This window comes from Amycolatopsis sp. H20-H5 (genome assembly GCF_035828755.1).
Lineage (GTDB): Bacteria > Actinomycetota > Actinomycetes > Mycobacteriales > Pseudonocardiaceae > Amycolatopsis.
In genome coordinates, this window is sequence record NZ_JAYMZS010000056.1 from 47,823 (window position 1) to 57,223 (window position 9,401).

General features: G+C 66.5%; 8 protein-coding genes and 1 rRNA gene. 3 read left to right on the forward strand and 6 right to left on the reverse strand.

Features of this window, described 5'->3' with window-relative positions; translation table 11 throughout:
- Positions 1-9 precede the first annotated feature (9 nt).
- Complete coding sequence (locus QMK34_RS27330) at positions 10-945, forward strand: hypothetical protein (RefSeq protein ID WP_326417315.1); 936 nt, start codon at positions 10-12, stop codon at positions 943-945.
- A gap of 44 nt (positions 946-989) precedes the next feature.
- Here QMK34_RS27330 and QMK34_RS27335 read toward each other — a convergent pair whose 3' ends face one another.
- Entirely contained in the window at positions 990-1,379 is a 390-nt protein-coding gene (locus QMK34_RS27335; RefSeq protein ID WP_326417328.1) for an RDD family protein, read from the reverse strand.
- A gap of 269 nt (positions 1,380-1,648) precedes the next feature.
- Between QMK34_RS27335 and glnA the strand changes: the two genes are divergently transcribed.
- Both glnA and QMK34_RS27345 read left to right on the forward strand, forming a co-directional pair.
- A complete protein-coding gene (glnA, locus tag QMK34_RS27340; protein ID WP_326417316.1) occupies positions 1,649-3,073 on the forward strand; it encodes a type I glutamate--ammonia ligase in 1,425 nt (474 codons plus the stop codon).
- A gap of 110 nt (positions 3,074-3,183) precedes the next feature.
- Positions 3,184-3,495: an EthD family reductase gene (locus QMK34_RS27345; RefSeq protein ID WP_326417317.1), complete on the forward strand. Its 312-nt coding sequence runs from the start codon at positions 3,184-3,186 to the stop codon at positions 3,493-3,495.
- On the opposite strand, the gene QMK34_RS27350 is transcribed toward QMK34_RS27345, so the two are convergent.
- The 5 genes from QMK34_RS27350 to rrf all read right to left on the reverse strand — a co-directional run bounded on the left by QMK34_RS27350 (position 3,496) and on the right by rrf (position 9,398).
- On the reverse strand, positions 3,496-3,930 hold the full coding sequence (locus tag QMK34_RS27350) for an acyl-CoA thioesterase (protein ID WP_326417320.1): 435 nt from the start codon (positions 3,928-3,930) through the stop codon (positions 3,496-3,498).
- Between the two features lie 112 nt (positions 3,931-4,042).
- Entirely contained in the window at positions 4,043-7,018 is a 2,976-nt protein-coding gene (locus QMK34_RS27355) for a bifunctional [glutamine synthetase] adenylyltransferase/[glutamine synthetase]-adenylyl-L-tyrosine phosphorylase (RefSeq protein WP_326417321.1), read from the reverse strand.
- A gap of 102 nt (positions 7,019-7,120) precedes the next feature.
- On the reverse strand, positions 7,121-8,254 hold the full coding sequence (locus tag QMK34_RS27360) for an inorganic phosphate transporter (protein ID WP_326417322.1): 1,134 nt from the start codon (positions 8,252-8,254) through the stop codon (positions 7,121-7,123).
- A gap of 92 nt (positions 8,255-8,346) precedes the next feature.
- On the reverse strand, positions 8,347-9,102 hold the full coding sequence (locus QMK34_RS27365; protein ID WP_326417323.1) for a type 1 glutamine amidotransferase: 756 nt from the start codon (positions 9,100-9,102) through the stop codon (positions 8,347-8,349).
- A gap of 179 nt (positions 9,103-9,281) precedes the next feature.
- Positions 9,282-9,398: ribosomal RNA gene (rrf, locus tag QMK34_RS27370) — 5S ribosomal RNA — on the reverse strand.
- Between the last annotated feature and the right edge of the window lie 3 nt (positions 9,399-9,401).

The following is a 9,401-nucleotide window of genomic DNA, read 5'->3' on the forward strand; positions in this document are numbered from 1 at the left end:
CATGACGGTGTGGGTAGACCGAAGGCCGACGAGTTGGCAGAACTGTTCCCGGGTGGCGTGGCCCCTCGGGCGCACCTGGTCGCGCTCGGCTGGTCGCATTCGAGCATTTCCCGGCGCTGCAGGCAGGGCGGCCAATGGTCGCGGCCCATCCCCGGCGTCATCGCTTTCACCGGTGGCACGCTCACGCGTGGTCAGCTGATGCGGGCGGCGCTGGCTCACGCCGGTCCACGGGCGATGCTCACCGGAATTCCGGCGGCCCGGCTGCACGGCGTGCGCAAGCTGCCGTCCGATCCGCGCGTGCACACCCTGATCGCGCACAAGAGCAAGGTCGCCACCTGGGGCTTCGCCGTCACCGAACGGACGATCCACCTCCCCGAACCGATGACGGTCGACGACCTGCCGGTGGCACCGCTTGCCCGCGCACTGATAGACGCGGCACGTCGCATGAACGATCTGGTGGCAGTACGCGCGATGATCGCCGACGCTGTCCAGAGGGGCCTGTGCGATCCCCGGGATCTCCGGGACGAGCTGGCCCAGGCGAGCACCATCGGCTCGGCGCTGCCCCGCATAGTGGTGGGCGAGATGAACGAAGGAGTCCGCTCGGCAACCGAGCACTCACTTCGACAGGTCGTCGGGCACAGTGGCCTGCCTGCACCCGCCTGGCATGTGGAGCTGCGGGATCCTGCCGGGACGTCCCTTGGTGTCGCAGACGCCTGGTGGTCGAACGTCGGGATGGCCGTCCAGGTGCTCCACAGCGAAGACGCGCTGGAGCCGAACACCCGTGTCGAAGACCGTCAACTTAAAGCCGACGGCCTGATAGTGGTGCCCCTGCACCCGTCACAGCTGCGCAACCAGCCTGTCGTAGCCGTCCAGCAGCTCCGCAACGCCTACCACCGCGCGTCGCAGCGGCCACCACCCAAGGTGACCGTCGACCCGGCTGCTTGAGCGGGCCCGGAGGCAGCAGCAGGGGTCCTTTGCTGCACCTCTGCTCAGCGCATACGCACAACGACAGTGCCGGTCAGCCGGTCGAGCCAGCTTCGGCCGTCGATATTGCGGACAGCGGCCGGGATGATCACGAACGTCAACGCCGTGCGTACGAGAGCACGCCACAAACCGACCAGCGCGGCTCCGTCGAGCCGTCCGACCCGGATGCCGACCGCCCCCATGCCGGGGGTGAAGCCGAAGAAGGCCGCGGAAACGATGGTGATCACCGCCCACACGAGCCCTGACCAGAGGTTGAACGACTGCATCACGGCAGGATCCTGCACATTCGGGTGGACGAACAGCGTCGTCACGAGCGACGCCAGCACCAGGTCGAGGACAAGCCCCAGCAATCTGGCGCCGCCGGCGGCGACCGAACCGACCCCGGTTTCCGGCAGGCCGAGCCGCTCACCACGCCAGCGTTGCGTACCTTCATTACTGGCTGCCACGCCATCGCCGGTTCCGGGCAGCCACTCACCGGTCCATCTCGCCACCCATCCAGGGTATGCCGGTGGCGCTGAGGGTGTTCGCCCTGGTCGGATACCCGGTATCCGACCTCCCGTTAACACCGGCGAAACATTCGGGTGACGGTCGGGCAACACCGCGCTCTTAGCGTGAGCCGAAGAGAGTACTGCCGCCGGCAACGAACGAGAAGGAGTCACCGAGGGTGCCCACTACTCCAGACGACATTCAGCGCCTGATCACCGACGAAAAAGTTGAGTCGATCGACGTCAGGTTCTGCGATCTTCCCGGTGTCATGCAGCACTTCACGGTTCCCGCGAAGGCCTTCACCGAGGATGCGTATGAAGAGGGCCTCGCGTTCGACGGCTCGTCCGTGCGCGGCTTCCAGTCGATCCACGAGTCGGACATGCTGCTCCTCCCCGACCCGGAGACGGCACGCATCGACCCGTTCCGCAAGGCGAAGACGCTTTCGCTGAACTTCTTCGTGCACGACCCGTTCACCCGGGAGGCGTACAGCCGCGACCCGCGCAACATCGCGCGCAAGGCCGAGCAGTACATCGCCGAGTACGGCGTCGCCGACAACGTGTACTTCGGTCCCGAGGCCGAGTTCTACATCTTCGACTCGGTCCGCTTCGACTCCGCCGAGCACGCCTCGTTCCACGAGATCGACTCGGTCGAGGGCTGGTGGAACACCGGTACCGACGAGCCCGGTGGCAACCAGGGCTACAAGACGAAGTTCAAGGGCGGCTACTTCCCCGTCCCGCCGGTCGACCACTTCGCCGACCTGCGCGACGACATCGTCCGCGCCCTGACCGGTTCCGGTTTCGAGATCGAGCGCGCGCACCACGAGGTGGGTACCGCTGGTCAGACCGAGATCAACTACAAGTTCAACACGCTGCTGCACGCTGCCGACGACCTGCAGCTGTTCAAGTACATCGTGAAGAACACGGTCTTCAACGCGGGCAAGACGGCGACCTTCATGCCGAAGCCACTCGCGGGCGACAACGGCTCGGGCATGCACTGCCACCAGTCGCTGTGGAAGGACGGCACGCCGCTGTTCCATGACGAGTCCGGCTACGCGGGCTTGTCCGACACGGCGCGTCACTACATCGGTGGCCTGCTGCGGCACGCCCCGAGCCTGCTGGCCTTCACGAACCCGACGGTGAACTCGTACCACCGCCTGGTGCCGGGCTTCGAAGCGCCGGTCAGCCTCGTGTACTCGCAGCGCAACCGCTCCGCCTGTGTGCGTATCCCGATCACGGGCAACAACCCGAAGGCGAAGCGCGCCGAGTTCCGCTGCCCCGACTCGTCGGGCAACCCGTACCTCGCGTTCTCGGCCATGATGATGGCCGGTCTCGACGGCATCAAGAACAAGATCGAGCCGCCGGACCCCATCGACAAGGACCTCTACGAGCTTCCGCCCGAGGAAGCCAAGAACGTCAAGGTCCTTCCCGGCGACCTGGGCACTGTGCTCGAGACGCTAGAGGCCGACCACGACTACCTGCTCGAGGGTGGCGTGTTCACCCCCGACGTGATCGAAACCTGGGTCGCGCTCAAGCGTGAGCACGAGATCGACCCGCTGCGGCTGCGTCCGCACCCGTACGAGTTCGCGTTGTACTACGACGTGTGACCTTGCGGTAACGCACACCGAGCACGCCGGCGGTGAGGAGCTGAACGCCCTCACCGCCGGCGTTTCTTTTGAGTGCCCGCCGGCGTACTCCTGGGACTACGGTTCCCGGTATGCACAAACTCGTTGTCCTGTACCCGGCGCCGACCGATCCAGCCCACTTCCGCGAGTACTACGTCTCGACGCACCTGCCGCTGGTCAAGAAGCTGCCAGGGCTGCTCGACTGGCGCTACAGCTTCGAGGTCGCATCCGGCCCGGGCGAATCGCCGTATTTCGCGATCTTCGAAGGCGATTTCGCGGATTCAGCGGCGCTGGGCAAGGCCCTGTCCTCACCGGAGGGTGCGGCGACCCTCGCTGACGTGGAGAACTACGCCACCGGTGGCAGCATCGCGTTGAACTACCCGGTGCACACGGACGAGGGCTGACTACTCCGAGCCGGAGAGCACCTTGGTGTCGACACCGGCCAGTTCGAGGCGGCCCCGAGGATCCGCGACCAGTTTCCGCAGGTCCAGCTCCATGAGCCCGAGTGTGCAGGTGATCTCCGCGGAGAGTGTGCCGTCGAGCTTGTAGATGTTCGAGTCCATGTGAAACGTCTTGCCACTGCCGAACTTGGTCTCGCAGGTGACGTCGACGACGTCACCTGCACGCAGTTCTCGTCGGAAGCTGATGTGCGATTCCAGCAGGACCGACGCGAGCCTGGCGTCTCGCAAGCCTCCGCCAAGAGCTCCGGACAGCTCAAGAAGTTCGAGTCTGGCCACCTCCGCGTACGAGTGGTACACGGAATGGTTGAGATGGCCCAGAGTGTCCAACTCGTAGTGACGCACCTTAATCCGGGTACGAAACGGTTCGCGCTCAGTCACCCGACCACTGTAAGCCGAAGCCCTCCCCATCCTCGCGCAGCGGTATCAAGGCCTCTTTGCTGTCGCCGGGGCAGCAGCAAAGAGGCCTTGATACCACGCCGGGCTGAGTGACTCAGTCCTCATAGAAGAGGCGTCCCACCACGGCGTGCGCCCGGCGAGTGGTCCGGCGGTAGGCGTCGAGGAACTCTCCGGGGTCGTCGTCGGCCGAGTAGCCGAGCACCCTCGCCACCGCGGCGAGGTCGCGTCCCGAACTCGGCACCTCGTCCACTGCCTTGCCGCGGACCAGCATCCCGGCATTGCGCACCCTGGTCGCCAGCAACCACGCCTCGGTCAGGGACTCGACCTCGGCGGGCTCGGCGAGACCTGCCTCCTCGAGCGCGGCCAGGGCTGCCAAGGTGGACGTCGTCCGCAGGCCGGGCACCGCATACGCGTGCTGGAGCTGAAACAGCTGAACCGTCCACTCGACGTCGGCGAGCCCGCCGCGACCGAGCTTGGTGTGCCGGGTCGGATCGGCGCCCTTGGGCATCCGCTCCTTCTCGACTCTCGTTTTGATTCGGCGGATCTCCCGCGCCCGCGTCAGGTCAAGCCCACCGTCCGGGTACCGGAGGGGAGCGATCATCGCGAGGAATCGATCACCCAGATCGGTGTCACCTGCGACGAATCGAGCACGCAACAGGGCCTGGGATTCCCAGACCTCGCCCCAGCGCCGGTAGTAGGCACGGTACGACTCGAGGGTGCGCACCAAAGGCCCACTGCGGCCCTCGGGCCGCAAATCGGCGTCTACGACCAAGGCGGGATCAGGACTGGGAGCTCCCAGCATCTTGCGCACGGTCTCCGCCACCGACGACGCGAACTTCGCCGCTTCGGCATCAGTGACACCTTCCGTCGGCTCACAAACGAACAGCACGTCCGCGTCCGAGCCGTAGCCGAGTTCAGCCCCACCGAGCCGTCCCATCGCGATGACAGCGATGGTCGCCGGAGTGCTCCCCAGCTCGGATTGACGCTGCCGGTACGCGGCGGCCAGCGTCCCCTGCAGGACCGCGACCCACACGCTCGACAAGGACTCGCACACCGCGGGCACGTCGAGCAGGCCCAGCAGATCCGCGCACGCCACCCTGAGCAGCTCGTGCCGACGGAGAGATCTGGCAGCCGTGACGGCCGCGTTCAACCCAGGCTGCCGACGCACCGCAGCACGCAGCGACGTCGCGACGTCCGCGGGGGACCGGCCGGTGAGACGGGCCGGATCGCCCAGCAGCTGAAGCACCTCCGGGGCTCTGACCAGTAGATCCGGCACCAGATGCGAGGAGCCGAGCAAGAACGCCAGCCGCTCGACGACAGCACCTTCGTCGCGCAGCACCCTGAGGTACCAGGGCGTCTCCTCGAGCGCTTCGGACACCTTCCGGTAGGAAAGGAGCCCGCCGTCGGGATCAGGGGTGTCGGCGAGCATTTCGAGCAGGACAGGCAGCAAGGCCTGTTGGATGGAGGCACGGCGGGACATACCCGCTGTCAGCGCCTTGATGTGCTGCAGTGCTCCATCCGGCGCCGCGTAGCCGAGTGCCGCCAGGCGGCTGGTCGCCTGCTTCGTGGTCAGCCGCAACGCCTCGGTCGGCACATTGGCCACGGACTGCAGCAACGGCCGGTAGAAGAGCTTTTGGTGCAACCGCCGGATGCGCTGCAGGTGACGGCGGAACTCGGAGAGCAAAACGTCGCCCTCGCCACGGCCCTTGGCCGGGCGCACACCGCTCGCGCGAGCGAGAATCCGCAGCTCGGCTGAGTCGGAAGCCTCAGGAAAGAGGTGGGTCCGGCGCATTTGCCTCAGTTGGAGCCGATGTTCGATCGTACGCAGGAACTCGTACGAGATGCCGAGCTCCGCGGCGTCCTCGCGGCCGACGTAACCACCTTCACCCAGCGCGGCGAGGGCATCCATAGTGGACGGAGACCGCAGCTCGGGGTCGACGCGGCCGTGCACGAGCTGAAGAAGCTGGACGGCGAACTCGACGTCCCGCAACCCACCCCGGCCGAGCTTGAGCTCGCGTTCCGCGTGTTCGGCGGGCACATGTCCTTCGACGCGGCGGCGCATCTTCTGCACTTCGGAGACGAAGTTGTCGCGATCCGCGGCCGACCACACCATGGGCGCGACCATCTCGGCGTACTGGCGGCCCAGGCCCGCGTCTCCGGCGACCGGCCGGGCCTTGAGCAGCGCCTGGAACTCCCAGGTCTTCGCCCATTTCTTGTAGTAGGCGGTGTGACCTTCAAGTGTGCGGACCAGCGCGCCGGCTTTGCCTTCCGGACGCAGCGCGGCGTCGACCTCGAAACAGGCCTTGCCGACCACTCGCATCATGGTGCTGGCAAGCCGGGTGGCTGCCTGCAGATCACCCTCGCCGACGAAGATCACATCGACATCGCTGACGTAGTTCAGCTCGCGTCCGCCACATTTGCCCATGGCGATGACCGCCAGGCAACCCTCGGTGGTCGAGCCGGTCTCTGTTTCGGCGACGGCGATGCCCGCTTTGAGCGCGGCTTCCGCCAGGATGGTCAGCTGGCTGGCGACCTCGGCATAGGGCGGCTGCTCGAGCCCGGGTTCGACGAGATGTCCGAGATCCGCGGCGGCGATGCCGAGCAGGAGACCGCGGTACCCGGCTCGCAGCACATGTTCCGCCTCGTTTCCGGTGACCGTCGATTCGCCGTCACGCCGCAGTCGGGCAAGCAGGGTGTCCGCGTACTCAGCCGGATCCGTGCATTTCTTGCCGAGCAGGCCACGCCACTCGGCCGGATTGGCGGCCAGGAAATCCGCGAGCGCCGTGGACGTGCCGAGCACACCGATGAGGCGCCCGCGAAACGTGCGATTCGCACGCAACGCCTGGTCGAGCTCATCCCAGCCGGCTTCGTCGGCTTCGCGGATACGATCGAACCCCCGCAGGGCGAGATCCGGATCGGCGGATCGGGAGAGCGCCACGAGCACATCGGCCGCGGACTCCACCGGCCCGCCCTCGGCCCACCAACCGGCAGCACGCAGCTGCCCATCGGCACGGACATCGGTGAAGCCGTACCTCGCCGCGGACGCGGTCGGCCGAACACGCTCTACCATCGCCCACCACCGTAGCGGGCCTCACCCACCCCAACATCCGGGCGCGCGGAGCAGGGGACCCTTACTGCCGCGCGGCGGGAGCAAAGGTCCTTTGCTCCCGCTTCAGGCGGCGAGTTGGCGGGGTTCGGGATCCGGGGCCGAGGGTTCCGGGACGTGGAAGCTGTGGGCCGTGACCGGGCGCCGCCTGGAAAGCACGTAGATGGTCACGCCGATGGCGATTCCGCCGGCGCCGACACCGATGGTGCCGGCGGTGCCGAGCGACGCCAGCTTGCCCGCGATCGCGCCCATGACCGCAGCGGCCGGCAGCGTGAACAGCCAGGCCACCACCATGCGGCCGGCCATCTTCCAGCGCACCGGCGCTTCCTTGCGGCCGACACCCGAGCCGATGATGCCGCCGGAGCACACGTGCGTGGTCGAGAGGGGAAAGCCGAGGTGCGAAGACACCAGGATGACCGCGGCCGAACTGGTCTGCGCGGCGAACCCTTGCGGGCCTTCGATGTCAGTGAGTCCCCTGCCCAGGGTGTAAGTGATCCTCCAGCCGCCCAGGTAGGTGCCCAGCGCGAGTGCGCAGGCAGCGCTGATGATCACCCAGGTGGGCGGAGCGGAACCGGGCGCAAGACTGCCCGCGCTGACCAGGGTCAAGGTGATGACACCCATGGTCTTCTGCGCGTCGTTCGTCCCGTGGGCGAGGGAGACCAGCGAAGCCGAAATGACCTGGCCGGTCCGGAATCCCACGCCCCCGCCGCGACGGCGCACGATGAATCGGTAGACGAGATAGGTCGCGGTCATGGCGACCAGTCCGGCGATAACCGGGGATACGGCCGCGGGGATAAGGACTTTCTCCACAATCTTGCCGAAATGGACCGAATCCGCCCCGACCGAAACCCAAGTGGCGCCGATGAGCCCGCCGAACAGTGCGTGCGACGAGCTGGACGGAAGGCCGACGAACCAAGTGAACAGGTTCCAGACGATCGCACCGATGAGACCACCGAACACGATGGACGGCCCGACCTTGGTGTCGTCTACCAGACCACTCGAAATCGTCTTGGCCACCTCGACCGACAAGAACGCTCCGACGAGGTTCAACACCGCCGAAATCGCTACCGCCACCTTCGGGCGCAGCGCCCCCGTGGCGATCGATGTCGCCATCGAGTTCGCCGTGTCGTGGAACCCGTTGGTGAAATCGAAAATGAGGGCCGTGGCGACAACGAGCACGACCAGCAGCGAGGGCTCCACCCCGACCTCCGAACCCTTGAGACTCCTTCCGCAAGGTACCTGACGGGTGACGTCAACCGTTAAGGCGCCGTCTGGATGAAGGCTTTTCCGCGTTAAACCAATGGCAAGGTGTGTTGACCGCTCGCAGCCGGCGTGATGCGTCCCATCGCCAACTGGACGAACCTGTGCACGAACGGCCGCCAGGTCTCGGCGATGTCAGCGTGTACTCGCGTCAGCGTCTCGACGTCCAAGGCACCCGGACGGGTGAACTCGGCCATCTCCGGCTCATCCTCGGCCCACTGCCGGACGAGCGCGGAGGTGGTTTCGATGTGGAACTGGACGCCGTAGGCACATCCGTTGAGGCGAAACGCCTGATGGGCATAGCCCGGCGCCGACGCCAGCAGTTCGGCGCCCGCGGGCAGGCGGGTGATGACGTCGTTGTGAAACTGCAGCACATCCTGCATGAGTGGCATTTCGGCGAACAGCGGATCCGTCCACGCGACGTCCTTCTTCGACACGAGCGCCGGCCCCACCTCAGGCCCACGATCGCCGACCTCGACTCGCCCGCCAGTCGCGACGGCCAGCAGCTGGGCACCCAGGCAAATGCCCAGGGTCGGAAGGGCCGCGCCCGCCGCGGCCGAAAGGAGACGGCGTACCTCCGGCAGCCACGGATGGGGCCCATCGTCGTGCGCCCCCATCCCGCCGCCGAGACAAACAACGCCGGCATAGCCCTCAAGATCGCGGGGAAGGTCCTGGCCAGGAGGTAGGCGGATGTCGAGTTCGGCACCGGCCTCGGACAGCCAGTCACCGAGCGGGCCGATGGGATCCGATTCATCGGGCTGAATGATCAACAGTCGTGGTGCGGTCACCGGTCCAGCCTACGACCGTGCAGCAGCGGAGCAAGGGACCTTTGCTCCGGCCGCAAGCGATAGCAAAGGTCCCTTGCTCCTGCCGGCCGGGCTGGGCTGGTGTTTTGGGCATGAAAAAACGTCCGTGCCCTGGGAGAACTTTGGGTTCTCGACCGGGGCACGGACGTCTTTTAATTAGTGTTCGGCGGCGTCCTACTCTCCCACAATCCTTCGACTGCAGTACCATCGGCGCTACCAGGCTTAGCTTCCGGGTTCGGAATGGGACCGGGCGTTTCCCTGGCGCTATAACCACCGTAACT